General features: G+C 63.2%; 1 protein-coding gene. It reads right to left on the bottom strand.

Going from position 1 to position 514, the window contains the following annotated elements:
- Positions 1–514 (bottom strand): type VI secretion system tip protein VgrG (vgrG, locus tag LDK53_RS22950; RefSeq protein WP_225288163.1); only part of this gene is annotated, 514 nt, incomplete at both ends.

Genomic DNA, 514 nt, shown 5'->3' with positions numbered 1-514 from the left:
GGCAATGTACGGCCGGTCCGGGTTACCGTCCTCAAAGCCAATCGCCACTTCGGTGCCCGCCAGCAGCGGCAGGTGCAGGCCCCAGGTGCCCCCTGCATACGGACGGGACTGGCGCACCCACAGGCTCTCGAATCCGGTCTCCCGGCTGTCGCGGTCGAACAGCATGCTGACGCGGTAGCGTCCGTCTTTATCGATGTGGCCATAGGTGTCATTTTCGGTGGTGCTGGTGACGCGGGCCGGTAAGGTGCCCGCCATTACCGGACGTGCCCCAGGCTCAGGGCGGAAGCTGAAATCCGGGCAGTCCGGAATACCGTCAAAATCAACCGCAAAGTCCTTATCACGGCGGGCATACGTATGCATCGCCGTGATGAACACGCCCTGCGCAAACACGTCGGCCACTTCATACCCGCCGGTGACTTTCAGTACCTGACCCGGCGAGAGGGTCGGACAGCTGGTGATGCCCTGCGCCCGGGTCTGGCCATTCAGGTAGCGTTCGTGACGGATGCGGGCATAA

It is taken from the genome of Enterobacter sp. K16B (assembly GCF_020216105.1).
Taxonomy (GTDB): domain Bacteria; phylum Pseudomonadota; class Gammaproteobacteria; order Enterobacterales; family Enterobacteriaceae; genus Enterobacter; species Enterobacter sichuanensis.
The sequence above is the reverse complement of the archived record's forward strand: the minus strand, read 5'-3'. Positions and strand labels throughout refer to the sequence as shown.